This is a genomic window from Amorphus suaedae, assembly GCF_053629675.1.
This window is the reverse complement of sequence record NZ_JBRJIT010000003.1, coordinates 189,712-215,218: the sequence shown is the minus strand read 5'-3', so window position 1 is coordinate 215,218 and position 25,507 is coordinate 189,712. Positions and strand designations below refer to the sequence as shown.

General features: G+C 70.3%; 19 protein-coding genes. 13 read left to right on the top strand and 6 right to left on the bottom strand.

Annotated elements, in window-relative coordinates:
- Positions 1 to 91: 91 nt before the first annotated feature.
- Together eutC and AB7M35_RS22410 are read right to left on the bottom strand one after the other, a co-directional pair.
- Positions 92 to 961 carry an ethanolamine ammonia-lyase subunit EutC gene (gene eutC, locus AB7M35_RS22415; protein WP_453962801.1) on the bottom strand — a complete coding sequence of 290 codons (870 nt, stop codon included), beginning with the start codon at positions 959 to 961 and terminating at the stop codon, positions 92 to 94.
- Positions 958 to 2,346 (bottom strand): ethanolamine ammonia-lyase subunit EutB, encoded by a 1,389-nt coding sequence (locus AB7M35_RS22410; RefSeq protein ID WP_453962800.1) that lies wholly within the window; start codon positions 2,344 to 2,346, stop codon positions 958 to 960. The genes eutC and AB7M35_RS22410 overlap by 4 nt, the downstream gene beginning before the upstream one ends.
- Before the next feature lie 290 nt (positions 2,347 to 2,636).
- Here AB7M35_RS22410 and AB7M35_RS22405 point away from each other — a divergent pair, with 290 nt between their 5' ends.
- Positions 2,637 to 5,180: a mechanosensitive ion channel family protein gene (locus AB7M35_RS22405; protein ID WP_453962799.1), complete on the top strand. Its 2,544-nt coding sequence runs from the start codon at positions 2,637 to 2,639 to the stop codon at positions 5,178 to 5,180.
- Between the two features lie 28 nt (positions 5,181 to 5,208).
- On the opposite strand, the gene AB7M35_RS22400 is transcribed toward AB7M35_RS22405, so the two are convergent.
- Complete coding sequence (locus AB7M35_RS22400; protein ID WP_453962798.1) at positions 5,209 to 5,790, bottom strand: hypothetical protein; 582 nt, start codon at positions 5,788 to 5,790, stop codon at positions 5,209 to 5,211.
- A 137-nt stretch (positions 5,791 to 5,927) separates the two neighbouring features.
- Positions 5,928 to 6,938 carry a protein-methionine-sulfoxide reductase catalytic subunit MsrP gene (gene msrP, locus AB7M35_RS22395; protein ID WP_453962797.1) on the bottom strand — a complete coding sequence of 337 codons (1,011 nt, stop codon included), beginning with the start codon at positions 6,936 to 6,938 and terminating at the stop codon, positions 5,928 to 5,930.
- A gap of 545 nt (positions 6,939 to 7,483) precedes the next feature.
- On the opposite strand from msrP, the gene AB7M35_RS22390 reads away from it, so the two are divergent.
- The 7 genes from AB7M35_RS22390 (at position 7,484) to phoB (ending at position 15,498) form a co-directional block, all read left to right on the top strand.
- Entirely contained in the window at positions 7,484 to 8,854 is a 1,371-nt protein-coding gene (locus tag AB7M35_RS22390; RefSeq protein ID WP_453962796.1) for an ATP-binding protein, read from the top strand.
- A 135-nt stretch (positions 8,855 to 8,989) separates the two neighbouring features.
- On the top strand, positions 8,990 to 10,021 hold the full coding sequence (locus AB7M35_RS22385; RefSeq protein WP_453962795.1) for a substrate-binding domain-containing protein: 1,032 nt from the start codon (positions 8,990 to 8,992) through the stop codon (positions 10,019 to 10,021).
- Between the two features lie 369 nt (positions 10,022 to 10,390).
- Positions 10,391 to 11,764 carry a phosphate ABC transporter permease subunit PstC gene (gene pstC, locus AB7M35_RS22380; RefSeq protein ID WP_453962794.1) on the top strand — a complete coding sequence of 458 codons (1,374 nt, stop codon included), beginning with the start codon at positions 10,391 to 10,393 and terminating at the stop codon, positions 11,762 to 11,764.
- A 3-nt stretch (positions 11,765 to 11,767) separates the two neighbouring features.
- Positions 11,768 to 13,132, top strand: a complete 1,365-nt coding sequence (pstA, locus tag AB7M35_RS22375) for a phosphate ABC transporter permease PstA (protein WP_453962793.1) — start codon at positions 11,768 to 11,770, stop codon at positions 13,130 to 13,132.
- A gap of 59 nt (positions 13,133 to 13,191) precedes the next feature.
- Positions 13,192 to 14,016, top strand: coding sequence for a phosphate ABC transporter ATP-binding protein PstB (gene pstB / locus AB7M35_RS22370; RefSeq protein ID WP_453962792.1), 825 nt, complete (start codon positions 13,192 to 13,194; stop codon positions 14,014 to 14,016).
- 35 nt (positions 14,017 to 14,051) lie between these two features.
- Positions 14,052 to 14,774 (top strand): phosphate signaling complex protein PhoU, encoded by a 723-nt coding sequence (gene phoU, locus AB7M35_RS22365; RefSeq protein WP_453962791.1) that lies wholly within the window; start codon positions 14,052 to 14,054, stop codon positions 14,772 to 14,774.
- 22 nt (positions 14,775 to 14,796) lie between these two features.
- A complete protein-coding gene (gene phoB, locus AB7M35_RS22360) occupies positions 14,797 to 15,498 on the top strand; it encodes a phosphate regulon transcriptional regulator PhoB (protein WP_453962790.1) in 702 nt (233 codons plus the stop codon).
- 122 nt (positions 15,499 to 15,620) lie between these two features.
- Here the strand turns inward: phoB and AB7M35_RS22355 are convergent, their stop codons facing one another.
- Complete coding sequence (locus AB7M35_RS22355; protein ID WP_453962789.1) at positions 15,621 to 16,220, bottom strand: GcrA family cell cycle regulator; 600 nt, start codon at positions 16,218 to 16,220, stop codon at positions 15,621 to 15,623.
- Between the two features lie 366 nt (positions 16,221 to 16,586).
- On the opposite strand from AB7M35_RS22355, the gene AB7M35_RS22350 reads away from it, so the two are divergent.
- From AB7M35_RS22350 to AB7M35_RS22330, 5 genes are all read left to right on the top strand, one after another.
- Positions 16,587 to 17,792, top strand: coding sequence for an acetylornithine transaminase (locus tag AB7M35_RS22350; protein ID WP_453962788.1), 1,206 nt, complete (start codon positions 16,587 to 16,589; stop codon positions 17,790 to 17,792).
- Entirely contained in the window at positions 17,789 to 18,730 is a 942-nt protein-coding gene (gene argF / locus AB7M35_RS22345; protein ID WP_453962786.1) for an ornithine carbamoyltransferase, read from the top strand. Before AB7M35_RS22350 ends, argF begins: the two co-directional genes overlap by 4 nt.
- Positions 18,697 to 19,719, top strand: coding sequence for an Hsp33 family molecular chaperone (locus AB7M35_RS22340; protein WP_453962784.1), 1,023 nt, complete (start codon positions 18,697 to 18,699; stop codon positions 19,717 to 19,719). Before argF ends, AB7M35_RS22340 begins: the two co-directional genes overlap by 34 nt.
- Positions 19,720 to 19,832: 113 nt before the next feature.
- Complete coding sequence (locus tag AB7M35_RS22335) at positions 19,833 to 21,152, top strand: efflux RND transporter periplasmic adaptor subunit (RefSeq protein WP_453962782.1); 1,320 nt, start codon at positions 19,833 to 19,835, stop codon at positions 21,150 to 21,152.
- Positions 21,149 to 24,586, top strand: a complete 3,438-nt coding sequence (locus tag AB7M35_RS22330; protein ID WP_453962780.1) for an efflux RND transporter permease subunit — start codon at positions 21,149 to 21,151, stop codon at positions 24,584 to 24,586. Before AB7M35_RS22335 ends, AB7M35_RS22330 begins: the two co-directional genes overlap by 4 nt.
- A gap of 114 nt (positions 24,587 to 24,700) precedes the next feature.
- On the opposite strand, the gene AB7M35_RS22325 is transcribed toward AB7M35_RS22330, so the two are convergent.
- Positions 24,701 to 25,342: a tetratricopeptide repeat protein gene (locus tag AB7M35_RS22325; protein WP_453962778.1), complete on the bottom strand. Its 642-nt coding sequence runs from the start codon at positions 25,340 to 25,342 to the stop codon at positions 24,701 to 24,703.
- Between the last annotated feature and the right edge of the window lie 165 nt (positions 25,343 to 25,507).

The window sequence follows — 25,507 nt, the reverse complement described above, 5'->3', positions numbered from 1 at the left end:
AAGACGAGATCCGAGCGAAAAGCGCATAGTTCGGGATCGCGACCCTGAGCCCGTCCGGTCGAGCGGGGGCTTGCACCCGCCTAGGACGACCCTAGCCGGCGGCGGGCGGAAGGGTGTCGCGGCCGGGCGCCGCGAGCGGCGTCGGGCTCTGGTCCTTGAGCCTCACCCCGGTGAGCCCCAGGCGGAAGGCGGCCTCGATCAGCCAGGCGATGCGAGCTGCGGCGGCGTCGGGGGAAAGCCCGCCGGCGCGGATGTTGGAGACGCAGTTGCGCTCGGCGTCGCTGCGCCCGGGACGGGGCGCGAAGGTGAGGTAGGCGCCGAGGCTGTCGGGCGAGGAGAGGCCCGGCCGCTCGCCGATCAGCACCAGCGCCATGCGGGCCGACAGGCGCGCGCCGATCTCGTCGCCGAGCGCCACCCGAGCGCCGGTCGCGACCACCACCGGGGCGAGCGCCAGGCCGAGGCGGCGCAGGTGGGGGAGGAGGGCGGCGACCAGCGGCACGGCGTTCGCCAAAACGCCGGTCGCCGACAGGCCGTCGCCGACGACGATGGCGAGGTCCGGTGCCCGGTCGGCCGGCGGCGTCGGAGCAGCCGCTCCGGAAGTGGCGGCGTCGGCAGTGGCCGCATCGGCGCGCCCGCCCGCCTCCCGCTCCAACCGGTCGAGATCGAGGCGCGCCGCGCTCGCCGCATCGAGACGGCGGCCGAGGTCGGGGCGGCGCAGGTAGAGATCGCGCGAGGCGGCATCGGTGGCGACCGTGACGGCGGGCAGCCCGAGCGCCTGCAGGCCGGCCACGATGGCGGCGGCGTCGAAGGGCGTGTGGACGGCGTCGCGGGCCTGGGCGTGGGCGAGCGCCAGCTTCAGCACCTCGCGGGTCGGCAGGCTGGCGCCGGTGCGCCCCAGCGCGATCCGCGCCGGGGTGAGGGCGGCGAGCCGGCGCCAGGCGTCGGGAGGGCCGCCGCTCATCCGGCGAACGCCAGCGGCGCCTCCAGGAGCGCGGCCGAGCCCGCCGCGGGGGTGAGACGGCCGTCGGCGCCGGCGATGCCGGTGCGGACGAGCCAGTCCTCGAACTCCGGCGCGCGCTTCAGGCCGAGCACCTCGCGGACGTAGAGCTGGTCGTGGAAGGAGGTGGACTGGTAGTTGAGCATCACGTCGTCGGCGCCGGGAACGCCCATGACGAAGGTGACGCCGGCCACGCCGAGCAGCGTCAGCAGCGTGTCCATGTCGTCCTGGTCGGCCTCGGCGTGGTTGGTGTAGCAGACGTCGCAGCCGATCGGCAGGCCGAGCAGCTTGCCGCAGAAGTGGTCCTCCAGCCCGGCGCGGATGATCTGCTTGCCGTCGTAGAGATATTCCGGGCCGATGAAGCCGACGACGGTGTTGACCAGCAGCGGCTCGTAGACCCGGGCGACGCCGTAGGCGCGCGCCTCCAGCGTCTGCTGGTCGACGCCGTGATGGGCGCCGGCCGACAGCGCCGATCCCTGGCCGGTCTCGAAGTACATGACGTTGTCGCCGACCGTGCCGCGCTTCAGCGACAGGGCGGCGTCGCGGCCCTCGGCGAGCAGTTTCAGGTCGATGCCGAAGGCGGCGTTGGCGGCCTCGGTTCCGGCGATAGACTGGAACACCAGGTCGATGGGCACGCCCGCCTCGATCAGCTCCAGCGAGGTGGTGACATGGGTGAGCACGCAGGCCTGGGTGGGGATCTCGAAGCGGGCGATGAGGCCGTCGATGAGGCGGGCGAGGCCGGCCATGGTCTCGGTGGAATCGGAGGCGGGATTGATGCCGATCACCGCGTCGCCGCAGCCGTAGAGCAGCCCGTCGACGATGGAGGCGGCGACGCCGGCGGGATCGTCGGTCGGGTGGTTGGGCTGCAGCCGCACGGCCATCCGGCCGGGCAGGCCGAGGGTGTTGCGGAAGGCCGTCACCTTACGGCATTTGGCGGCCACCAGGATCAGGTCCTGGTTGCGCATCAGCTTGGAGACGGCGGCGGCCATTTCCGGGGTGATGCCCGGCGCCAGGGCGGCGAGCGTCGCGGTGTCGGCCGCCTCCGACAGCAGGTAGTCGCGGAAGGCGCCGACGGTGAGCGCGGCGATCGGGGCGAACGCCCGCGCGTCGTGGCCGTCGAGGATCAGCCGGGTCACCTCGTCGGTCTCGTAAGGCACCAGCGCCTCGGTGAGGAAGGTGGCGAGCGGCACGTCGGCGAGGCACATGCGGGCCGCCACGGCCTCCTCCGCCGAGCCGGCGGCGATGCCGGCCAGCATGTCGCCGGAGCGGATCGGCGTGGCCTTGGCCATCAGCTCCTTCAGGTCGGCGAAGACGTGGGTCTGGCGGCCGGCGGCAATGCGATAGGCCATCGGGGACGGTGCTCCTGCAGCCTGCTGGCGACCGGACGGACGCCGGTCGCGCCGCGTCCGTCCCCTGCCGGGGGCGGGCGCGGACGGAGGCCGATCTTCCCCGCAGCGGCCGGCCGCGTCAAACGCCGGGACCCGCCGGAGGCGCGGGTGGCCGGCCCGCGGAAGACATCCGTTCGCGCGGGCCGGCGGCGTTTTTTCCTTTCGTCGCGGGGCGTTTGCTGAAAAAGGGGAAGAGGCGGGCGCGTCGCCCGCAGGGTCGCACGGCTCGTATCCGGGGGGTGAGTGAGCGCATGGCTGGACGGATGTCGATCGCGAAACTGGCTGCCCAGGCGCTTCCGATCCTCTTCGGCCTGCTCGTGTTACTCGCCTCCGCCGCCGCCCCGGCGCACGCGGCGGATGCCAGCTGGGCCGGCGTCTGGGACACGCGCTGGCTGCACGGCGGCGCCCGGCTGACGCTGAAGCAGGAGGGCGACAAGGTCACCGGCCGCTATCCGCTGTTCGGCGGAACGATCGAGGGCACCGTCCAGGGCAACCGCCTCGTCGGAACCTGGCACGAGCCGGACGACAGCGGCGAGCTCATCTTCGTCCTCTCCAGCGACGGCCAGAGCTTCATGGGCCGCCTCGGCCAGGAGGCCTGGTGGACCGGGGCGCGGATTACCCCGGAGACGATCAAGGCGGAGACCAACATCTCGCAGGCCACGCCGGTCGAGGTCCTGCACGCGTTCCTTGTCATTGCCGACGCCGTGGAGAACGGCCAGCTCGAATATCTCGACGACATGCTCGGGCTGGTCGACTTCGAGGGCGCGGTGTTCGACCGGCGCGACCAGCTCAGGGACGTGGAGCTGCTGGCGCAGGTGATCAACGAGTTCGAGTTCCAGCTCGACGACATCCGCCAGCAGACCTCCACCGACGGCGACCGCGCCGTGGCGACGCTCGGGCGCTACGACGGCGAGACGTTCGAGCTGGGCTTCGTGAAGCGGAACGGCGACTGGTTCCTGTCGGGCGAGCCGACCCCGGTGCTGGAGGCCCGCCTCACCGAGCTGCTGGCGCGCACCGGCGGCCGCATCCCGCCGGCCAACCACATCTTCCAGATGCAGACCCCGCGCGCGACGATGGAGGCGTTCATCGACAGCATGCGGGCCGGGCCCGGCGGTCTCGACACCGCGGTGGCGACGCTCGACCTCTCCGAGCTCACCCCGGTCGGCCGCGAGCGCGAGGCGGTGCTCCTGGCGGAATACCTGGAGCAGGTGCTCGCGCGGCTCGGCGAGGTCGTCTACCAGGAAATCCCCAACGACCCGGACAGCCGGGCGCCGTACGTCCATTTCACCCATCCGCGGGGCGACATCGTCGTCGCCCCGATCGATACCGAGGACGGGGTGCAGTGGAAGTTCACGCCGGACACGCTGCGCTCGGTCCGGCAGCTGTTCACCGCCACGGAGGACCTGCCGCCGGCGGAGGTGGTGCTGCCGCTCTACCGCCCCGCCCAGGCGACGTTCTTCGTCATCCGCAGCGTGCTCGGCGAGCTGTCGCCGGGCCTGCTCCGGCCGCTCGGACCGCTGGAGATCTGGCAGTGGGCGGCGATGGTCGCGACCTTCGTGGTCTCGCTGGTGGCCACGGTGGCGATCAGCTTCCTGGTGAGCGTGCTGATCGGCCTGATCCTGGGGCAGCGGGACGAGGGCGAGGAGGCCGGCATGACGTCGTCGCGCTTCGCCTTCTGGGGCGTCCGCCTCGTCGTCTTCGGCCTGATCAGCTACGCCGGGCTGCTGCTTCTCGGCCTGCCGGACAGTTTCGCCGGCGCCGTGCTCGCCGTCGCGGTGGTGGCGATGATCGCCGGCGCCATCCCCATCGAGTTCTGGATCGTCGACACGGTGCGCAGCATGCTCAACCGGGCCGGGCTGATCAGCCAGCGCGGCGACATCCTGGCGTCGCTGCTGGTCGGCGTGCTCAAGGTGGTGATCGTGCTCGGCAACATGCTGCTGCTCGCCGAGGCGCTGAACATCCCCTACGGCGCGGCGCTGGCCGGCCTCGGCATCGGCGGCCTCGCGGTGGCGCTCGCCGCGCGCTCGACGCTGGAGAATGTCATCTCCGGCTTCATCCTGTTCGCCGACAAGCCGCTGGCGGTGGGCGACTTCTGCCGGTTCGGCACGCGCATCGGCACGGTGGAGCGCATCGGCATCCGCTCGACCTCGCTGCGCACCCTCGACCGCACGCTGGTGGCGGTGCCGAACGCCGACTTCGTCACCATGCACCTGGAGAACTTCGGCAAGCGCGACCGCATGCTGATGCACAAGACGATCCGGCTGCGCTACGAGACGACGCCGGACCAGCTGCGCTTCGTGCTGGCGGAGCTCCGGCGGCTGCTGATCGCCCATCCGAAGGTGACGGAGGATCCGGCGCGGGTGCGGCTGGTGGCGTTCGGCGACGACGCCCTGGAGATCGAGATCTTCGCCTACGTGCAGTCGACCGACTGGTCGGAGTTCCTGGCGATCCGCGAGGACATCTACCTGCGCATGATGGACGTGGTGGCGCAGTCGGGAACCGGCTTCGCGCTGCCCTCCCAGACGCTCTATCTCGGCCGCGACGGCGGCATGGACGCCGACGAGACGGCGCGCGCCGAGGCGGCGGTGGACGGCTGGCGGAGCGAGGGGCGGCTGCCGTTCCCCAACTTCGGCGGCGACGAGATCGCCCGCACCGCGAGCACGCTGTCCTATCCGCCCGAGGGGGCGCCGGACTTCGTCTCGCAGGTGGCAGACGGGCAGATGAAGGCGCACCGGGCGCGGCGGTCCTTCTGGTCGTTCGCGCGCGGGCCGCGTCCGGAAGGCTCCGGCACCTGAGCGGGCGGCCGGCTCGCCGGCGCGCGCGTCAGCCGCGCCTGTAGAAGGCGCAGACCTTCAGCGCGCCGGAGTTGTCGCCGAGCTGGTCCTTGGCCTCGTTGATGCCGAAGAAGACGCTGCGGGAGGGGCCGCCGGGGACCGCGAACTGTTTGCCGTGTTCGGCGTAGAGGTCCATCAGCACGAAGGTGTCGTTCGCCCACATGAGCAGCGCGCCGTAGGGAGCCTTGGAGACGAAGGTGCGCTTGGGGCCGCGCTTCGACGGGTCGGCGGAGGCGGCCATCATGTCGGAGAACAGGCCCGGCGTCGGCTTCTTGTCTTCCTGGCCGGTGTAGCCGGTGGCGCCTGTCATCGGCCAGCCGGGGCCGGCGGACCACTGGGCGGCCCAGCCGACGTCGGCCTTGTAGAAGACGGTGCCGGCCGGCGCGTCGACCCGCTGGAAGCCGGCCTTGGCCTCAAGGTCGAAGCAGACCTTCGGCTCCCGCTCGCGCTGATCCAGCAACTTGACGCTGTCCGACCACCGATCCGTTTCGGACCCGGCGCGCGCGGGTGCGGCGGCGGCGAGCGCGAGGGCCGCCGCGAGGGCGGAGGCGACGACGATCCGGCGGGGCATGGCGGTCTCCTGCGCGAGGGCGGCGGCGTCGCGACGGGACGCGCGATCGCTCAGGAGGGTAGGCGGAGGCGGCGCCGGAGGAATTCCCCAGATGGGGGACGGCCGCGGCGGGGCCGGGCGGGGCGCCCGGCCGGGGGCTACATGAACAGCTTCTCGCCGGTCTTGTCGGCGTAGAGCGCCGCCACGTACTCGCCGTAGCCGTTGTAGATCTGGGTGGGAACGGTCTCGCCGGTGCCGAGCACGCGCTCCTGCGCCTGGCTCCAGCGCGGGTGCGCCACCGCCGGGTTCACGTTGGCCCAGAAGCCGTACTCGGTCGGCCCGAGGGCCTCCCAGAAGGTCATCGGCCGCTCGTCGGTGAAGGTGAAGCGGACCAGCGACTTGGCCGACTTGAAGCCGTACTTCCACGGGGTGGCGAGGCGCAGCGGCGCGCCGAACTGCTTCGGCGCCGGCTTGCCGTAGACGCCGGTCACCAGGAAGGCGAGATCGTTGGTCGCTTCCTCGATGGTCAGCCCCTCGACGTAGGGCCACGGATACCAGCTCTGGTTCTGGCCGCTGGCGACCTTGGGATCCATGAAGGTTTCCATCTTCACGTACTTCGCCGAGCCGAGCGGGCGGGCGTAGTCGACCAGGGCCTTCATGGGGAAGCCGGACCACGGCACGGTCATCGACCAGGCCTCGACGCAGCGGTGCCGGTAGAGGCGTTCCTCCAGCGGCATGGCGCGCATCAGGTCCTCGATGCCGACGGTCTTCTCCTGCTCGACCATGCCGTCGATGGTGACCGTCCACGGGCTGGTCTTCAGCGCCTGGGCGGCCTGCCAGATCTCCTTGTGGGAGCCGAATTCGTAGAAGTTGTTGTAGCTGCCGGAGACCATCTCGTCGGTCAGCGGACGCTGGATCGTGTAGGTGTCGTTGCGCTTGAACGGGTAGAGGCCGGCGGTCGGGTCCGACGAGGTGTCGAGGGTCGCCGCGAGGTTCTCCTCAGAGCCGAACAGGGACGCGAACAGCGCGTGGGCGGGGGACGGCGCCGCGGCGGCGGCGATGGTGCCGAGGCCGGCGGCCCCGAGCAGCGCCCGGCGGGAGAGGTAGATGCCCTCCGGCGTCGCTTCGCGTTCCGGAATGTCCCAGCCCCGGCGTTTTTTCACGAACATGGCACGGTCTCTGTCGGCTCGGTGCGGACGGGATGCCCGGGAAGGGGCACCCGGGCCCCGGCGAAGGGAGGCGGCGCGCGCCGCATCCCTCACCCTGAATTACGGACGTGGCGCGCCATCGGTTCACGGCGGGCCGCCACACCCCGGAATCTGCGGCGCGATCGGCCTCGCGCACAAATCACCGTTTCGTCACTCCCGGCCCCGCAACCGGGCGATCCGGGCGGCGCCCGGGGCCGCAAAAGCGCCCGGTGGCCTTGAAGGCAGGGCGCGCCCGTCCGAAAATGCTTTGACGGATCGCCCGCCGATCGCCCATTGAGCGGGGGTTTTCGGGGCATTTTGCGATCGAAACGGGGGGCCGGCAAGCGGCCCCGGCGGGGTGTCACGTGAATTCTAAAGAATCATCCGATCATCGCGACGCCCGGAAGCCGAGCGACGAACACGTCGTCGAGCTCGTCGGACCACCCGCGGACGACGATGCCGCCGCGGGGCACAACAACGAGGCGCGCGGTCAGGGAGGGCGCGGGCCCGCGGAGGGAACGACGCACATGGCCCCGCAGCCGATCGCAGATCGGGCCCCCTCGGAGACGGCGACGTCCGTCCGCCGGTGGGCGAGCCTGCTGATGCCCGGCGGCGTGGCGGCGCTGGTGCTCGGCGGGGTCGCGTACCGCTGGGAGGTGCCGCCCGCCGTCGCCGTGCTGGGCGTGGCCGCGGTGGTCGCCGCCTCGGTGATGAGCCGGGCACGGGAGGCGCGCACCCCGGTGTCCGCCGAGCGCGGCCACTGGCGCGACCGCGACCTGACGCCGCCCAAGGCGATGCGGGTGACGCTCGACGCGCTGCCCGATCCCTGTTTCCTGGTCGACCGCAAGGGGCTCGTCCGGTTCGCCAACCGGGCCGCCGCCGACCAGCTCGGCCCCATCCGGATCGGCGATCCGCTGTCGTTCAAGCTCCGGGTGCCGGTGTTCCTGGAGGCGATGGAGCGGGCGCTGTCGGAGCGTCGGTCGGATCACATCCACTGGTCGGAGAAGGTGCCGACCGAGCGCTGGTTCGAGGCGTTCGTGTCGCCGTTCTCCGACCCCTCGGCGCCGTCGGGGGAAACCCGCTACGGCCACCTCATCTGCGTGATGGTGCGCGACCTCACCGAGCAGCGCCGGCTGGAGCGGATGCGCGAGGACTTCGTCGCCAACGCCAGCCACGAGCTGCGCACGCCGCTCGCCTCGCTCACCGGCTTCATCGAGACGCTGCAGGGGCCGGCGCGGCGCGACGAGCAGGCCCGCGAGCGGTTCCTGGTCATCATGCACGACCAGGCGGAGCGGATGCGCCGGCTGATCGACGACCTCCTGTCGCTGTCGCAGATCGAGATGCGGGCGCACGTGCGGCCGAAGGGGATCGTCGACCTGGTCGCGGTCGCCCGCTCGGCGGTGGACTCGCTGAAGCCGGTGGCCGCCGATTCCGGCATGGCGCTGGTCTTCGACGCCGCCGAGGCGCCGCTGTGGGTGCGCGGCGAGCACGACGAGCTGGTGCAGGTGTTCGACAACCTGATCGAGAACGCCATCAAGTACGGGGCGCACGGCGAGCGGGTGGCGGTGTTCGCCGAACGCGAGAGCCGCGCCGGGCGGGACCTCGCCGTCGTCTCGGTGCGCGACTGGGGGCCGGGCATTCCGCCGGAGCACCTGCCGCGGCTCACCGAGCGCTTCTACCGGGTCGACGTGGCGACGAGCCGGGCCAACAAGGGAACGGGGCTGGGGCTCGCCATCGTCAAGCACATCCTGACGCGCCACCGGGGCCGCCTGTCGATCTACAGCCAGCCCGACAAGGGCGCGACCTTCACCATTCGGCTGGAATTGGAGCCCGCCCCGGAGGGCGTTCCGGACCCTGCGTCCGAGGTCCAGCAAAATCAACAGGTTAGACTGTCATAAAAGGATCACCGCGCTTTCATAGAACGGTGGCGTCCGGCGGCTAGAGATCGTCGGTGTCCGGCGCGACCTTCAATGGCTGTTTCCTTAAGTAGGGCGCCACCCCCATACCAAGTCCCAACCCAGGGAGATTTCCACGTGAAAGCGAAAATCGTCAGCGCGATCGCGCTTGCCGCGACCGTCGGCTTCGGCACCGCCGCGACCGCTCAGCAGCGTGACACCATCCAGATCGCCGGTTCGTCGACCGTCCTGCCGTTCGCCAGCGTCGTCGCCGAAGAGTTCGGCAACACGTTCCCGGAATTCAAGACGCCGGTCGTCGGCTCGGGCGGCTCGGGCGGCGGCCTGCGCCAGTTCTGCCAGGGCGTTGACATGAACACGATCGACATCGCGAACGCCTCGCGTGCGATCAAGGACAAAGAGATCGAGGCCTGCAACGCCGCCGGCGTGAAGGAAATCATCCAGGTCAAGATCGGCTACGACGGCATCGTCTTCGCCTCCAGCGCCAACGGCGCCGCGTTCGCCCTGAAGCCGGCCGAGATCTTCCAGGCGATTGCCGCGAAGGTCCCGCAGGACGGCAAGATGGTCGACAACCCGTACACCAACTGGAACCAGATCGACCCGGCCCTTCCGGACCAGGAGATCACCCTGGTGATCCCGGGTACCAACCACGGCACCCGCGAAGTCTTCGAAGAGAAGGTCATCATCCCGGGCTGCGAATCCTTCGAGGCCATCAAGGCGCTCGGCAAGGAAGAGGCCGAGAAGGCCTGCGTGTCCCTGCGCCAGGGCGGCCGCGTGATCGAGATCTCCGGCGACTACACCGAGACGCTGGCCCGCCTCGACGCCCAGCCGGCCGCCGTCGGCGTGTTCGGCCTGTCCTTCTACGAGCAGAACCGTGACCGCCTGCAGGTCGCGACGGTCGACGGCGTTTCCCCGTCGCTCGACACGGTGGCTTCCGGCGAGTACCCGGTCTCCCGCCCGCTGTTCTTCTACATCAAGGGCGAGCACATCGGTAAGGTCCCGGGCCTCGAGGAGTACGCCCAGTTCTTCCTCTCCGAGCAGGTGTCCGGCATGGGCAGCCCGCTCGAGCAGGCCGGCCTGATCCCGCTCTCCGCCGAGGAGCGCGAGACCCAGCTCGCCAACGTCGAGAACAAGGTGTCGATGTCCAAGTAGGACAATCGATCCCCTGACCCGATCCGGACGGTCGCGCAGGATGCGCGGCCGTCCCCTTCCCCGACCGCGCCCCCCGCACCTGGGGGGATCCTGCCAGCCGCGCGAGGCCGCCGACGTGACGAACGCCGCGCATCCCCGGAGCGCCGCGCCCAGCAAGGGTCGCGCGCACCCCTCCCGGACTGGTAGACCTCTATCCGGCTCCGGCCACATCTCCCGCGGCGACCGTCCGGTCGAGACCGCGGACCGACAGCCCCGGTCGACCGGCAGCCCCCGCTGCCATCGGCGGGCGGACGACCTCGAGCCCCCTTCGCGGGCAGTCGCACCGACCGGTGCGGCGCTGGCAGATCGACGCGCAACGGCAGGAACGCCATGAACAATCTGATCGTGATCGTCGTCGCGCTGGTGCTTCTGGGCTTCGTCTATCAACTGGGCCTCAGGCGGTCGAAGTCGATCCAGGCCCAGACCGGCCGCAGGCTGCATTCGCGCCACGGCCACTACGGCCTGATGGTGGTGCTGTGGTGCCTGATCCCGGCCAGCATCGTCTACATCGTCTGGCTCTTCGTCGAGCCGGTGATCGCCACCAGCATCATCTCCTCCTTCATGCCCCCGGACGTGGCCGCCGACGGCGGCGAGGCGATCCGGTCGACCCAGCGCATTCACGCGCTGGTCAGCGGCTACGGCGTCGCCGGCGACGTCCACCCCTACGAGCAGGCCGCCGCCGAGCAGCTCAACACCTTCCACGACATCGCCCGCCTCGCGCTGGTCGCCATCGTCGCCGCGGCCGGCGTGGCCGGGGCGCTGTTTGCCCGCAGCCGCATCTCGCCGACCATGCGGGCGCGCAACGAGGTTGAGGGCTTCGTCAAGTTCGTCCTCATCGTCTGCTCGATCATCGCGATCCTCACCACCGTGGGCATCGTGCTGTCGATGCTCGGCGAGGCGCTGCGCTTCTTCACCTACGTCAGCCCGATCGACTTCTTCTTCGGCACCACCTGGAACCCGCGCTTCTCGTCGGTGGGCTCGGCCAACCAGGGCGAGTTCGGCCTGCTGCCGCTGCTCTGGGGCACGCTGATGATCACGCTGATCGCCATGCTGGTCGCGGTGCCGGTCGGGCTGATGTCGGCGGTCTATCTCTCCGAGTACGCCGGGCCGAAGCTGCGCTTCGTGGCGAAGCCGCTCCTGGAGGTGCTGGCCGGCATCCCGACCATCGTCTACGGCTTCTTCGCGCTGGTCACCGTCGGCCCGTTCTTCAGCGAGGTCGGCGCGCTGTTCGGCCTGCACGTCCAGGCGACGAGCGCCTTCACCGCCGGCGTCGTCATGGGGGTGATGATCATCCCCTTCGTCTCCTCGCTCTCCGACGACATCATCTCGCAGGTGCCGAAGGCGATGCACGACGGCTCGCTCGGCCTCGGGGCGACGAAGTCGGAGACGATCCGCAAGGTGATCCTGCCGGCCGCGCTGCCGGGCATCGTCGGCGCCTTCCTGCTGGCCGTCAGCCGCGCCGTCGGCGAGACGATGATCGTGGTGCTCGCCGCCGGCAACAGCCCGGTGCTCACGGCCAACCCGTTCGAGGCGGTCTCCACGGTGACGGTGACCATCGTCAACCAGCTCACCGGCGACGTCGACTTCGCCAGCCCGCAGTCCCTGGTCGCCTTCGCGCTCGGTCTGACCCTGTTCGTCATCACGCTGGGGCTGAACGTCGTCGCGCTTCACATCGTCCGCCGCTATCGCGAACAATACGAGTGATCCATGTCCTCGATCGACACCGCCTCCTCCGCCAGGTCCCATGAGGCGATCGGCAAGATCGTCGCCAGGTCGCTTGGCCGCCGCAAGCGCGCGGAAGTCCGTTTCCGGGCGATCGGCCTGACGGCGCTGCTCCTGGGCATCGCGTTCGTCGGCATCCTGTTCGGCAGCATCCTCTACAAGGGGCTGCCGGCCTTCTGGCAGGCGACCGTCCATCTCGAGGTCTACTTCGATCCCGAGATCATCAAGGTGCCGGAGAAGCCGGTGCAGACGGCCGACCAGTCGCCGGCCGAGTTCATCGAAGAGCTGCAGTCCTGGCAGCGCAAGCTCGCCTTCGTGAACTGGAACAAGATCGTCCAGAACGCGTTCGCCGAGCTCATCCCGGCCGCCGCCGAGGATCCGCGCAGCGCGCTCGGCATGGTCGCCTCCGGCGAGCGGGTGCGGCTGCGCGACCTGGTGATGAACGACCCGTCGCTGATCGGCCAGCGTCGCGAGGTCTCGCTGACGGCCAGCGCCAACGTCGACGTCTGGCTGAAGGGCAACATCGACCGCGACCTGCCGCAGTCGTCCCAGCAGCTGAGCGCCAACCAGCAGCAGTGGGCCGACGCGCTCTACGACCGCGGCGTCATCACCATGGACTTCGCGACGGGGCTGTTCACCAACACCGACTCGCGCTCGTCGCCGGCCACCGCCGGTCTCGCCGGCGCCTTCGTCGGCTCGTTCATGATGATGCTGATCGTCATGTTCCTGGCGGTCCCGGTGGGCGTCTGCGCCGCCGTCTACCTGGAAGAGTTCGCGCCGACCAACCGGCTGACCGACCTCGTCGAGGTGAACATCAACAACCTCGCGGCGGTGCCGTCCATCGTGTTCGGCCTGCTCGGCGCGTCGATCTTCATCAACTACCTGGGGCTGCCGTTGTCGGCGCCGCTGGTCGGCGGCCTCGTGCTGTCGCTGATGTCACTGCCCACCGTGATCATCGCCGCCCGCGCCTCGCTGCGCGCGGTGCCGCCGTCGATCCGCCAGGCGGCGCTGGGGGTCGGGGCCTCGCCGATGCAGGCGATGTTCCACCACACGCTGCCGGTGGCGGTGCCGGGCATGCTCACCGGCGCGATCATCTCGATCGCCCAGGCACTCGGCGAGACCGCGCCGCTGCTGCTGATCGGCATGAACGCCTTCGTGGCCTCGGTGCCGTCGACGCCGCTGGATCAGTCGAGCGCGTTGCCGGTGCAGATCTATCTGTGGCAAGGCAACGAGATGCGGAACTTCTTCGAATCCCGCACTTCTGCCGCGATCATCGTGCTTCTTGCGCTGATGATCTGCCTGAACGCCATCGCGATCTTTCTGCGGCACAGGTTCGAGCGTCGCTGGTAATCCGAGGGGCCGACGTCCACCGACGGACACCTGCCTCTTTCCGGAAAGGGAGACTACCCATGACCGCAGCTGCTGCCCAGGCGGCCCCCACCTACGAGACGGTGCGCACGCCCGATCCGGCGCCGCGCCCGGTGAAGATCGACGCGGATGCCGTGAGCGTCTTCTACGGCGCCAAGCAGGCCCTGTTCGACGTCTCCATCGACATCCCGGAGCGCGCCGTGACCGCCTTCATCGGTCCGTCGGGCTGCGGCAAGTCGACGTTCCTGCGCTGCTTCAACCGGATGAACGACACCATCGACAGCTGCCGCGTGAAGGGCAGCCTGGTGATGGACGGCGACGACCTCAACGATCACTCGCTCGACGTGGTGCTGCTGCGCGCCAAGGTCGGCATGGTGTTCCAGAAGCCGAACCCGTTCCCCAAGTCGATCTGGGAAAACATCGCCTACGGCCCGAAGATCCACGGGCTGGCGCGCTCCAAGGCGGAGCTCGACGAGGTGGTCGAGCAGAGCCTGCAGCGGGCGGGACTGTGGAACGAGGTGAAGGACCGGCTGCAGGAGCCCGGCACCGGCCTGTCCGGCGGCCAGCAGCAGCGCCTGTGCATCGCCCGCGCCGTCGCGGTGAACCCGGAAGTCATCCTGATGGACGAGCCGTGCTCGGCCCTCGACCCGATCGCCACCGCCAAGGTGGAGGAGCTGATCGACGAGTTGCGCGAGAACTACACGATCGTCATCGTGACCCATTCGATGCAGCAGGCCGCCCGCGTGTCCCAGCGCACCGCCTTCTTCCATCTCGGCCTGCTGGTCGAGGAAGGGCCGACGAACCTCGTGTTCACCAGCCCCAAGGAAAAGCGGACCCAGGACTACATCACGGGCCGGTTCGGCTGACCGCACGGACCTGACCAACCAAAGAAGAAAACCGCATGCCAAGCGAACACATCACCGGAGCCTACGACGAGGAGCTGCGCGACCTCGTGGGGCGCATCGCCGAGATGGGCGGCCTCTCCGAACGGCTCGTGTCCGAGGCGGTGACCGCGCTGGCGAAGATCGACATCGCGCGGGCCCAGGGGGTCATCCTCCAGGACCACCGGCTCGACGAGATGCAGCGGCAGATCGAGGAGCGCGCGATCAGCGTCATCGCGCGGCGCCAGCCGGTGGCCAAGGACCTGCGCGAGATCATCGCGGCGCTCAGGGTGTCGAGCGACCTGGAACGGGTCGGCGACCTCGCCAAGAACATCGCCAAGCGGGTGATCGCGCTGCAGGGCCAGTTCCACACCAAGCGGCTGATCTTCGGGGTGGAGCACATCTCCGAGATCACCCTGGAGCAGCTGAAGGCGGTGATCGACGCCTACACCGGCCAGGACCTGGAAGCCGCCCACGCGGTGCGCAACCGGGACGACGAAATCGACTCCATGTACACCTCGCTGTTCCGCGAACTCCTCACCTACATGATGGAGGATCCGCGCAACATCACCTTCTGCACCCACCTTCTGTTCTGCGCGAAGAACATCGAGCGGATCGGCGATCACGCGACCAACATCGCCGAGAACATCCACTTCATGATCACCGGGCAGCAGCTGCAGGAAGACCGGCCAAAGCATGATGAATCAAGCTATATCCCGGTCAATTACAGCGCAGACGATTGAACACGAACGGGGGCGCGCGCTGATGCCGAAGGTCTTGATTGTCGAGGACGAGGAATCGCTGACGCTGCTGCTGCGCTACAACCTGGAGGCGGAAGGCTACACCGTCGACGCGTGCGCGCGCGGCGACGAGGCCGAGATCCGGTTGCGCGAGAGCGTTCCGGACCTGCTCATCCTGGACTGGATGCTGCCGGGCCTGTCGGGCATCGAGCTGTGCCGGCGGCTGCGCAACCGGGCGCAGACCGAGAAGCTGCCGGTGATCATGCTGACGGCGCGCGGCGAGGAGACGGAACGCATCCGCGGCCTGTCGACCGGCGCCGACGACTACATGGTCAAGCCGTTCTCGGTGCCGGAGCTGATGGCGCGGATCCGGGCGATCCTGCGGCGGACCAAGCCGGAGGTCGTCTCCGGCATGCTGACGGCCGGCGACATCGAGCTCGACCGCACCACCCATCGGGTGCGCCGGTCCGGCCGGGAGATCCACCTCGGCCCGACCGAGTTCCGGCTGCTGGAATTCCTGATGCAGTCGCCGGGCCGGGTGTTCTCCCGCGAGCAGCTGCTCGACGGCGTCTGGGGCCACGACGTCTACGTCGACGAGCGCACGGTGGACGTGCACGTCGGCCGGCTGCGCAAGGCGATCAACCGCGGCAAGGCGCTCGACCCGATCCGCACGGTGCGCGGCGCCGGCTACGCCTTCAACGACCAGTTCGCCGTCCTGGAGAAATAGCCGGCTCGGCGGCCTGCCTGACCGGAGGCCGGTGCGTGAAACGAAAAATCCCGGCGCGGGGCGCCGGGATCCGGGAGGGTTCGAAGGGGCGGGTCGGCCGGGCCGACCGGGGCAGGCCGCGATCAGCGGCTGCCGCTGCCGCCGCCCGAGCGCGACTTCCGGCGATCCGGCGCCGGCTGGTAGGCGATCCGCGAATGGGCATTGCAGTAGGGCTGGCCGGGGGTGGACTCGCGGCCGCAGAAGGCGAAGTCGTCGCTGCCCGGGTCGCCCATCGGCCAGCGGCAGGTGTGCTCGTTGAGCTCCATCAGCGTCTTCCGGTCGCCGAACGGCACCACCTCGGCCGACATCGCGGCGGTCGGCGCGAGCTGGGTTTCCATCTCGGCCTGCGCGACGATCTTCAGCGCGGTGTTGCCGACGAGACGGGTCTGGCGGGAGATCGCCGCGCCGCCACCGCCGCCGCTGACCGTGGCGCCGCCACCGCCACCGCCGCCGACGCGGCCGCTGGTGGGCTTGGAGGCCGGACGCGGCTTGCGCGGACGCGAGGCGCCCGGCGCCTTGGCGCGACCGGACAGCCCGAGCCGATGAATCTTGCCGATCACCGCGTTGCGGGTGATGCCGCCGAGCTGCCCGGCGATCTGACTCGCGCTCAACCCCTCGGCCCAAAGCTTCTCGAGGAGCGATACGCGTTCTTCAGTCCAGGACATCGGTGTGTCGTCGGCCATCTCGGGACCTCCGTCTGTGGCTCGCAGAATCCTTCGGCCTCGCGGACAACGCCGCGTGTATGCGCCGATGCGGTTCAGGGTGGGGCCGTGCACGATATGTCGTGCCTTAACGATTTGGATACTACAACATCACGCGAATCGATGACAAGATTCACCTGATCCAGGCGGCGCGCGGCGCGTCGGTTTTCCCCAGCGGAATTCCCGGTGCCGCAAGGTCGCAGCAAGCCTGCCGGAAAGCCGCCGGACATTGACAGCGGGCGGCGTTCCTCGAATATAGAAAGCTTTCCATCGTGCCGCCTCTTGGCGGCACGATTTGTTTTTCGGGTGCCAACAATCCGGCCCCGGCTCCTAAACTTGAGAGAACCAATGACAACGTCGGCCCTTTACAAGACCTATGCGCGCGCTGATCTCTCGTTCGAGAGCGGCGAGGGTGCCTGGCTTAACGGGTCCGACGGCCGACGATATCTCGATTTCGGCTCGGGCATCGCCGTGACCGCGCTCGGTCACGCCCATCCCCACCTGGTCGAGACCCTGACCAACATGGCCGGCAAGGTCTGGCACACCTCCAACGTGTTCCGCATTCCCGAGCAGGAGCGGTTCGCCGAGCGGCTGTGCGCGGCGACCTTCGCCGACCGGGTGTTCGTGACCAACTCCGGCACGGAGGCGACCGAGGCGGCCATCAAGACGGCGCGGCGCTACCACTACGCCAACGGCGCGCCGAACCGCTACCGCATCGTCACCTTCGAGGGCGCCTTCCACGGGCGCACGCTGGCCGCCATCGCGGCCGGCGGCTCGGCGAAGTACCTGGAGGGCTTCGGCCCGCCGCTGGAGGGCTTCGACCAGGTGCCGTTCGGCGACTTCGAGGCGGTGAAGGCGGCCATCGGCCCCGACACGGCGGCGGTGATGATCGAGCCGGTGCAGGGCGAGGGCGGCATCCGCCCGTTCGCCAACGAGTTCATGCGCAAGCTGCGCGAGCTCTGCGACGAGACCGGGACGCTGCTCGTCCTCGACGAGGTGCAGACCGGCGTCGGCCGCACCGGCAAGCTGTTCGCCTACGAATGGTCGGGGATCACCCCGGACGTGATGGCGATCGCCAAGGGCATCGGCGGCGGCTTCCCGCTGGGCGCGTGCCTGGCGACGGCGGAAGTGGGCGACGCCATGGTGGCGGGTACCCACGGCTCGACCTATGGCGGCAACGCGCTCGCCTGCGCGGTCGGCAACGCGGTGCTCGACGTGGTGCTGGCGCCGGGCTTCCTGGAGCGGGTGTCCGAGCAGGGCCTGATCCTGAAGCAGAAGCTTGCGGCGGTGGTCGACGGCCATCCGCGCGTCTTCGAGGGCGTGCGCGGCGAGGGCCTGATGCTGGGCCTGAAATGCCGGGTGCCGTCTCCGGACGTGGTGGCGGCGGCGCGCAAGGCGGGGCTTCTCACCATCGGGGCGGGCGACAACGTCGTCCGACTGCTGCCGCCGCTGGTGGTCACCGCGGCGGAGATCGACGAAGCCATCAACCGTCTCGACGACGCCGCCACGGCGCTCGAGGCGAGCGAACTGACGAAGGCCGGGGGAACGGCATGACGACGAACGGCAACACACGGCACTTTCTCGATCTCGACGTCCTGTCGAAGGAGGTGCTCCGGGGCATCATCGACAACAGCCGCGCCATGAAGGGCACCCGCGACGGCGCTCGCCGCGGCCACGGGCCGCTGGCCGGCCGCGTCCTGGCGATGGTGTTCGAGCGTCCGTCGACCCGCACCCGCGTCTCGTTCGACGTGGCGATGCGCGAGCTCGGCGGCGAGACGATCATGCTGACCGGTGCGGAAATGCAGCTCGGCCGCGGCGAGACGATCGCCGACACGGCGCGCGTGCTGTCGCGCTACGTCGACGCGGTGATGATCCGCATCCTCGACCACGACGCGCTCATCGAGTTCGCCGAGTTCGCCACCGTGCCGATCATCAACGGGCTCACCAAGGTCTCGCACCCGTGCCAGATCATGGCCGACGTGCTGACCTTCGAGGAGCACCTGGGGCCGATCGCCGGCAAGAGCGTCGCCTGGACGGGCGACGCCAACAACGTGCTGGCCTCGTGGCTGCACGCCGCCGAGCGGTTCGCGTTCGAGCTGCGCATCGCCACGCCGAAGCAGCTGGCGCCCACCGACGGCAGCATCGAGCGGGCGCGCGCCGCCGGCGCCAAGGTGGTGTGGACCGACGATCCGTTCGAGGCCGTCGACGGGGTCGACTGCGTCGTCACCGACACCTGGATGTCGATGGGCGACCGCGAGCGCGAGCGCCGCCACAACCTGCTGAAGCCCTACCAGGTCAATGACCGGCTGATGGCGGCGGCCAACCCGAACGCCATCTTCATGCACTGCCTGCCGGCCCACCGCGGCGAGGAGGTCACGGAAAGCGTGATCGACGGTCCGCAGTCGGTGGTCTTTGACGAGGCCGAAAACCGCCTACATGCGCAGAAAGGAATTCTGGCATGGTGTTTGGCGGAGACGTTGGCGGCGGAATGACGAGCGGTGGCGCAGACCCGTTGAGGCTGCCCCCCGACGATCTCGTGCTGCCTTTTGCAGTGAACGCGCTCGATGTGCGCGGGCGCGTGGCCCATCTCGGCCCGGTGGTCGATGGCGTGCTGTCGCGCCACGGCTATCCGGAGCCGGTCGCCCGCCTGCTCGGCGAGGCGATGGTGCTGACGGTGCTGCTCGGCAGCGCGCTCAAGTTCGAGGGGCGCTTCATCACCCAGATCCAGAGCGACGGCCCGGTCAGCCTGCTGGTCGTGGACTTCCGCTCGCCGGACCGGGTGCGCGCCTACGCGCGCTTCGACGGCGAGGCGATCGCCGCGCTGACGGAGGCCGGCACGGTCGCCTTCACCGACCTGGTCGGCAAGGGGCAGCTGGCGCTCACCATCGATCCCGGCGGCCACATGCGCCGCTACCAGGGCGTGGTGCCGCTGGAAGGCGCCAGCCTGGAAGAGGTCGCGCACGCCTATTTCGCCCAGTCCGAGCAGATTCCCACGACGGTGCGCCTTGCCGTCGCGGAGGTGCTGGAGCGGCGCGAGGGCGAGGGCCCGCGCCACAGCTGGCGCGCCGGCGGGGTGCTGGTGCAGTTCCTGCCGGAATCGGAGGACCGCGTCCGTCGCCGCGATCTCGACCCCGGCGACGCACCGTCGACCCTGACCACGCCCGAGGCCGAGCCCGACGACGCCTGGGTCGAGGCGCTGGCGCGCGTCGGCACCCTCGACGACGTGGAGCTGATCGACCCGGAAATCGCGCCGCCGCGGCTGCTGTTGCGGCTGTTCCACCAGCGCGACGTGCGGGTGTTCGAGCCGCTGCCGGTCGCCGAGATCTGTTCGTGCTCGCGCGAGCGGGTGGAGGGCATAGTCCGGCAGTTCGACGCCGACGAACGCCGCGACATGGTCGAGGACGGCGAGATCGTCGTTACCTGCGAGTTCTGCAGCTCCACCTACCGGTTCGATCCATCCGATTTCGAGACGGGTGCGTAGGACAGGCATAGAGTGTGCGTTGACCTGGTCTGCACGCGGCCGGCATGGGCCGGCGACCCGGTGATGAGGCTCGATCGACGTTGCCTGACGACCTGCACAGTTCCCGCGGACGGATGCGGACGACCCTCGGCCTGACGGCGAAGGTCGTGCTGCCGGTGCTCGTGCTCGCCGGCGCGGTGGCGTTCACCCAGTGGCTGATCGCCTCCAAGCCCGAGGTCGTGCGCAGGACGCCGCAGGAAACCGCCTATTCGGTGGAGACGGTGGAGCTGGCGCGCGGCCCCCACCGCCCGACGGTGTCGGTGTACGGCGAGGTCAAGCCCGCCGCGCGGGTGGAGCTGCGCGCGCTGGTCGGCGGCGAGATCGTCGAGGTGTCGCCCTCCGTCGAGGTCGGCGCCACGGTCGCCAAGGGCGAGACGCTGCTGCGCATCGATCCGTTCAGCTACGAGGGCGCGCTGGTGGAAGCCCGCGCCAACCTCGCCGAGGCGAAGGCCCAGATGGCCGCCGCCAAGTCGCGGGTGGAGCTGAAGCGCGGCGCGCTGGAGCAGGTGCAGACCCAGCTCGAGCTCGGCGAACGGGACCTGGAGCGCGCCCGGACGCTGGTGGAGCGGCAGGCCGGGACCGCGCAGTCGGTGGACGAGCGGACGCTGCTGGTCAGCCAGCGCAGGCAGTCGCTCGACCAGCTCACCAACGAGATCGCCATCGAGAAGGCCGGGATCGAGCAGCAGGCCGCGACGATCGACCGGCTGGAATGGCGCGTGCGCAGCGCCGAGCGCGACCTCGCCGACACCGCCCTGAAGGCGCCGTTCGACGGCGTCGTGGTCGCCGAGGAGGTCGAGATCGGCCGCCGCATCGGCGAGAACGACCTGGCGGTCTCCCTCGACCAGGTGGACGACGTCGACGTCGAGTTCACCCTCTCCGACCGCCAGTACGGAACGCTGGTGTCGGGGTCGGACCGGCTCGTGGGCACCCGGGTGGGCGTGGTGTGGCGGATCGGCGAGACGCCCCGGCGCTACCAGGCGACCATCGTGCGCGTCGGCGCCGAGATCAGCGCCTCGCGGGGCGGCATCCAGGTCTATGCCCATCTGGACGACGGCGGCGACGTGCCGCTGCCGCGCCCGGGCGCCTTCGTCGATGTCCGGCTGCCCGGCCGCAGCTTCGACAATTCGCTGCGGCTGTCGGCGGCCTCCGTCTACGACGGCGACCACGTGTTCGTGGTGCGCGACAGCCGGCTGACGCGGCGCGCCGTCTCGGTGCTCGCCCAGGACGGCGAGAGCGTCATCGTCGACGGCGATCTCGCGGCCGGCGACCACGTGCTGGTGACCCGCATCGCGGAGGCCGGCGACGGCGTGCTGGTGAAGGAGACGCTGACCCCGCCGCTGGCGGAACCGACCACGGCGGTGGACAGCTCCGCCGTGCGGGTGCTCCCCCAGTGAGCGCGCCCGGCCGCGACCGCGCCGGCGGGCTGATCCAGCTGTTCGTCCGGCACCCGAACGCCGCCAACCTTCTGATGATCCTGATGCTTATGGCCGGCGCCTTCTCGCTGGCGCGCATCAACACGCAGTTCTTTCCGACCGTCGAGGAGAAGCAGATCACCGTCTCGGTGACCTGGTCGGGGGCGAGCGCGGAGGACGTTTCGGCCAACATCCTCGACGCGGTGGAGCCGGCGGTGCGCTTCCTCGACGGGGTGGACCACGTCACCTCCTACGCCCGCGAGGGGGCGGGCACGACGATCATCGAGTTCGATCCGGCCACCGACATGCAGAAGGCGCTCGCCGACGTCGAGCAGGAGATCGACCAGATCACCACCCTGCCGGAATCGAGCGAGAAGCCGACCATCACCAGCAACCGCTTCCACGACACGGTGGCGAAGCTGATCCTGACCGGCCCGTTCGATGAGGCGGCGCTGCAGATCTACGCCAAGCGGATCCGCGACGACCTGCTGGACCGGGGGATCGACAAGGTCACCTTCACCGGCATGCGCGACCAGGAGATCGACGTCTCGGTGCCGGAGCGGACGCTGGTGCGCCTCGGCATGAGCATCGAGGAGGTCGCCTCGGCGATCGCCCGCAACACCCTCGACCGGCCGTCGGGCACGGTGTCCGGCGACGTGGAGAAGCAGGTGCGGGCGCTGGCGCTGGGCGAGACGCCGGAGGACATCGCCGACATCGAGGTGAAGACCTTCCCGAGCGGCGAGCGCATCCTGCTGCGCGACATCGCCACCGTCGGCCGCGCCTTCGACGACGCCGCCGCGCGCGGCATCCACAAAAGCATGCCGGCGATCGGCATCGTGGTGCAGCGGGCGGTGTCGGCCGACGCGCTGGAGACCGACGCCATCCTGAAGGCGTACCTCGGCGAGATCCGCGGCACGCTGCCGTCGACCCTGCAGATCCTGGAGACGCAGGACACGGCGAGCTTCCTGTGGGACCGCATCAACCTGCTCGTCCGCAACGGCTGGCAGGGGCTCCTGGTGGTGCTGCTGGTGCTGTTCACCTTCCTGAATGCCCGCATCGCCACCTGGGTGGCGCTGGGCATCCCGATCTCCATGTCGGCGACCATCGCCATCATGTACCTGACCGGGCAGACCATCGACATGATGAGCCTGTTCGCGCTGATCATGATGCTGGGCATCATCGTCGACGACGCCATCGTGGTGGCCGAGCAGACCGCCACCCGCGAGGACGCGGGCGATCCGCCGCCCCACGCCGCCGAGGTGGGGGCGCGCCAGATGCTGGTGCCGGTGCTGGCGGCGAGCCTGACCACCGTCGCCGCCTTCGCGCCGCTGTTCCTGCTGGGCGGGGTGATGGGGCAGATCATCGAGGTGCTGCCGCTGGTCACCATCTCGGTGCTGACGGCGTCGCTGATCGAGTGCTTCCTGGTGCTGCCGGCGCACCTGGCCCATTCGGGCGGACCGCGCGGCGCGCCGCGCTGGTCGCTGGTGCGCCAGATCCTGGTGGGCATCGTCATCGCGGTGGTGCTGGCCGCGCTCGCCAGCCTGCCGGCCGAGGGGGCGCCACCGGCGATGGCGGCGATCCTCCATGCGGTTGCCGCGACGCGGGCGGCCGTCGGGCCCATCGGCGCGGCGCTCGGACTGGCGGCACTGGCGTTCGCGCTGGCCGGCCTGGTGGAGCTGGCGCTGCTCAGGGTGCGCGCCGCCTCGACGAAGCGGGCCGGGGCCGGCCACGCCAAGAACGGCTTCCGCACCTGGTTCGACGGCAATTTCGCGCGCTTCCGCGACGGGCCGTTCCGCGGCTTCGTCACGCTGACGTTCCGCTGGCGCTACACGACGCTGGCGCTGGCGCTGGCGGCGCTGGTGGTGGTCGGCGTCGGCCTCGTCGCCGGCGGGCGGGTCGGCTTCGTGTTCTTCCCCTCGCCGGAATCCGAAAGCCTGCGCGCCACCCTGGAGGTCAACGCCGGGACGCCCGAGGATCAGGTCATCGCGGCGGTGGAGGCGGTGGAGACGGCGCTCGACGTGGCCGAGCAGCAGCTCTCCGGCGGCACCGAGCCGCTGCTGCGCTCGGTCTCGAGCACGCTCGGCGTCTCCGGCCAGAACCGGGGCGACAACCTGGCGGAGATCGACGTGCAGCTGACGCCCTCGGAGGCGCGCTCGATCCGCACGCCCGAGGTGGTCCGGGCCTGGCGCAACGCGGTGCCGGAGATCCCGGGGCTGAAGTCGTTCGCCATCAACGAGCGGCGCGGCGGGCCGCCCGGCCGCGATCTGGACGTGCGCCTGGACGGCGCCGCGCCGGAGGTGCTGAAGACCGCCGCGCAGGACGTCATCGCCGCGCTGCAGGCGGTGCCGGGCGTCAGCGCGGTGGCCGACGACCTGCCCTACGGCAAGCCCGAACTCGCCCTGCGCCTGACGCCGCGCGGCGCGGCGCTGGGCTTCACCCTCGACAGCGTCGCCACCCAGGTGCGCAACGCCTTCGACGGGGCGATCGCCCGCCGCATCCCGATCGGCGACGAGGAGGTGAAGGTCCGCGTCAAGCTCGCCCAGGGCGACACCGGCGACGCGGCGCTGCGGCAGATGTGGCTGAAGAGCGACAGCGGCGCGTTCGTGCCGCTGTCGGAGGTGGTGAGCCTGGAGGAGAGCGACGCCTTCTCGGTGATCCTGCGCCGCGACGGCAAGACGACGGTGTCGGTGACCGCCGACGTGGACCCGGAGGTGAACACCGCCACCGCGATCACCGAGCTGATGCGCACCGAGGTGATGCCGGAGATCGCGGCGCGCCACGGCATCGGCTTCTCGTTCGCCGGCAAGGCGGAGGAGCAGCAGGATTCGTTCGCCGACCTGAAGCTCGGCACCTGGGTCGCCCTGTCGGTCATCTACATCATCCTGGCCTGGGTGTTCGGCTCCTACTGGCGGCCGCTGGCGGTGATGGCGATCATCCCGTTCGGGCTGGTCGGCGCGGTGCTCGGCCATCTGCTGCTGGGCTTCAACCTGACCATCATGAGCCTGATCGGCCTGCTCGGGCTGTCGGGCATCCTGGTCAACGATTCCATCATCCTGGTCAGCCGGCTCGACGAGCGGCTGAAGGACGGGGACGCGCTGGCGACGGCGGCGATCGGCGCCAGCTGCGACCGCCTGCGCGCGGTGCTCCTGACCTCGCTCACCACCATCGGCGGGCTGGCGCCGCTGCTGTTCGAGACCAGCCTGCAGGCGCAGTTCCTGCTGCCGATGGCGGTGACCATGGTGTTCGGCATCGCGGCGGCGACGCTGCTGGTACTGGTGCTGGTGCCGGCGCTGATCGGCATCGGCGGCGACGTCGGCAACGTGGTCAGGGCGATCGACGGTCGCCGGCCCGGACGCGGGCCGGCCGGCGGGTCGTCGGCGGACGGTTCCTCGGCCCCGGCCCTGCCGCGGGGGTGACGCGACCCGGTTGGCCGGTCGCCCGGGCGGCGGGCCAGGAGCGGATCAGGCGGGAGTCGGGAGGGGAGAGGGTGGCCTGGGGCTTGGCCCCATGCCGGCGCCGTCAGGACGGGTTCAGATGTCCTCGCCGTCGGCCTCGGAGTCCAGCTCGTCGCAGGACTTCCTGATGCGCGACTGCAGCGGATAGATCTCCAGGGCCTGGGCGCAGGCGGCGCGGGCCCCTTCCTTCTCGTCGATGGCGTTGAGGATCGAGGCGAGCCCGCCGATGGCTTCCCAGTTGCGCGGCTCCAGCGCCAGCGCGCGTTCCAGGTCGGCCAGCGATTTCCCGTAGTCGTCGAGCATGTAGTAGACGGTGGCGCGGCGGTTCCAGCCCTCGGCGTAGCCGGGCTTCAGCCGCACGACGGCGTCGAGCAGGTCGAGGGCGACGGGCAGCTCCTTGGCCTCCACCGCGGCGGCGGCCTGGGTCATCAGCAGGGCGATGGTGGGGCTGCCGGAGTTCATCAGCTCGCGCTGGATGTTGCGGGCGATGGCGCTCGCGCGCTTCTCGTCCGGCGCCTCCTTGAGGCGGGCGTAGAGGCGGTCGAGCCGGGTCTCGCGCGTCTCCTCGGTCTCCGGCACGGGCGGCGGCGCGGTCTCCTCGAGGGGGGCCGCCTCCGGGCCGCCGGGAAAGCGCGAGCCGGCGTCCTGCGCATAGGCGGGCGCGGCCGCGACCAGCGCGCCGGCAAGGATCAGGGTCGTCGCGAAACGGGTGTTCATGGAAGGAAGTATGGGGCGGACCCCGGCGCCCGTCAAAGGGCGATCGACCGCATCCGGATCACGGTGTCGTGGCGCGGACGGCCACGGGCCGGGCGTCCCGCGGGACCGGCGGGCAGCTCATGGGCGCGATGCGGGAAAGATCGTCGCGGCCGGCCGGCACGAGGC

Excerpts from the sequence above, each read along its gene's own strand:
- eutC (WP_453962801.1), bottom strand. The coding sequence starts at position 961 with ATGAGCGGCGGCCCTCCCGACGCCTGGCGCCGGCTCGCCGCCCTCACC.
- AB7M35_RS22410 (WP_453962800.1), bottom strand. The coding sequence starts at position 2,346 with ATGGCCTATCGCATTGCCGCCGGCCGCCAGACCCACGTCTTCGCCGAC.
- AB7M35_RS22405 (WP_453962799.1), top strand. The coding sequence starts at position 2,637 with ATGGCTGGACGGATGTCGATCGCGAAACTGGCTGCCCAGGCGCTTCCG.
- AB7M35_RS22400 (WP_453962798.1), bottom strand. The coding sequence starts at position 5,790 with ATGCCCCGCCGGATCGTCGTCGCCTCCGCCCTCGCGGCGGCCCTCGCG.
- msrP (WP_453962797.1), bottom strand. The coding sequence starts at position 6,938 with ATGTTCGTGAAAAAACGCCGGGGCTGGGACATTCCGGAACGCGAAGCG.
- AB7M35_RS22390 (WP_453962796.1), top strand. The coding sequence starts at position 7,484 with ATGGCCCCGCAGCCGATCGCAGATCGGGCCCCCTCGGAGACGGCGACG.
- pstC (WP_453962794.1), top strand. The coding sequence starts at position 10,391 with ATGAACAATCTGATCGTGATCGTCGTCGCGCTGGTGCTTCTGGGCTTC.
- pstA (WP_453962793.1), top strand. The coding sequence starts at position 11,768 with ATGTCCTCGATCGACACCGCCTCCTCCGCCAGGTCCCATGAGGCGATC.
- pstB (WP_453962792.1), top strand. The coding sequence starts at position 13,192 with ATGACCGCAGCTGCTGCCCAGGCGGCCCCCACCTACGAGACGGTGCGC.
- phoU (WP_453962791.1), top strand. The coding sequence starts at position 14,052 with ATGCCAAGCGAACACATCACCGGAGCCTACGACGAGGAGCTGCGCGAC.
- phoB (WP_453962790.1), top strand. The coding sequence starts at position 14,797 with ATGCCGAAGGTCTTGATTGTCGAGGACGAGGAATCGCTGACGCTGCTG.
- AB7M35_RS22355 (WP_453962789.1), bottom strand. The coding sequence starts at position 16,220 with ATGGCCGACGACACACCGATGTCCTGGACTGAAGAACGCGTATCGCTC.
- AB7M35_RS22350 (WP_453962788.1), top strand. The coding sequence starts at position 16,587 with ATGACAACGTCGGCCCTTTACAAGACCTATGCGCGCGCTGATCTCTCG.
- argF (WP_453962786.1), top strand. The coding sequence starts at position 17,789 with ATGACGACGAACGGCAACACACGGCACTTTCTCGATCTCGACGTCCTG.
- AB7M35_RS22340 (WP_453962784.1), top strand. The coding sequence starts at position 18,697 with ATGGTGTTTGGCGGAGACGTTGGCGGCGGAATGACGAGCGGTGGCGCA.
- AB7M35_RS22335 (WP_453962782.1), top strand. The coding sequence starts at position 19,833 with ATGCGGACGACCCTCGGCCTGACGGCGAAGGTCGTGCTGCCGGTGCTC.
- AB7M35_RS22325 (WP_453962778.1), bottom strand. The coding sequence starts at position 25,342 with ATGAACACCCGTTTCGCGACGACCCTGATCCTTGCCGGCGCGCTGGTC.